The organism is Nocardia sp. 852002-20019_SCH5090214 (assembly GCF_001665865.1).
Lineage (GTDB): Bacteria > Actinomycetota > Actinomycetes > Mycobacteriales > Mycobacteriaceae > Nocardia > Nocardia nova.
This window is the reverse complement of the sequence record NZ_LZMK01000408.1, coordinates 1-529: the sequence shown is the minus strand read 5'-3', so window position 1 is coordinate 529 and position 529 is coordinate 1. Positions and strand designations below refer to the sequence as shown.

At 69.4% G+C, this 529-nt stretch carries 1 protein-coding gene and 1 pseudogene; both read right to left on the bottom strand.

The features are described from left to right. A pseudogene (locus A5780_RS34220) lies at positions 1–212 on the bottom strand (hypothetical protein); the annotation flags it as partial. After that, on the bottom strand, positions 200–529 hold a 330-nt coding region (locus A5780_RS34215), incomplete at its 5' end, for a DUF5131 family protein (RefSeq protein ID WP_156769435.1). The gene A5780_RS34215 and the pseudogene A5780_RS34220, both read right to left, overlap by 13 nt.

The following is a 529-nucleotide window of genomic DNA, read 5'->3' as shown; positions in this document are numbered from 1 at the left end:
GTGATGGTGTCGAGGCGCTCGCGCCCGACGTCGAGTACTTCCACGTCGACGATCCGGACGAGTGGTTCGCCGCGGCGGCGGCCCATCACCTTGCGGCACAGCGTGAGCCGGGTGCCGGGCTGCAGCATCAGCCAGCCCATACGGCGGGTGACGGTCTTTGTCCGGTCGCGGACCTGGGGTTCGGTGAGCGAGACCGACATCAGGCGTGGCATGAGGTGCTCCTGTTCTGCGGGTACTGGTTCCAGATCCGGCCGTCGAGTTCGCGCCCGGCCGTTTTCGGGGTGCGACCACCCCACTGCTTGAAGAAGAACGCGGTCCCGGCCTCGACGCACTGGTCGCGCAGATCGCGCACCCAGTCCGCCTCGATCGGTCGGGCGTGGGGCCCGGATTCCCCGCCGACGATGACCCAGTCGATCGCCGGGACCGGTGCCCAGTCTTCGCAGCCGGGGCATCCGCATTCGAAGCGTTCGTCGTCATCGGGCCACCGGCACCGGCACCCGTCCGGGCATCCGGTCGGGAACAGGAACCG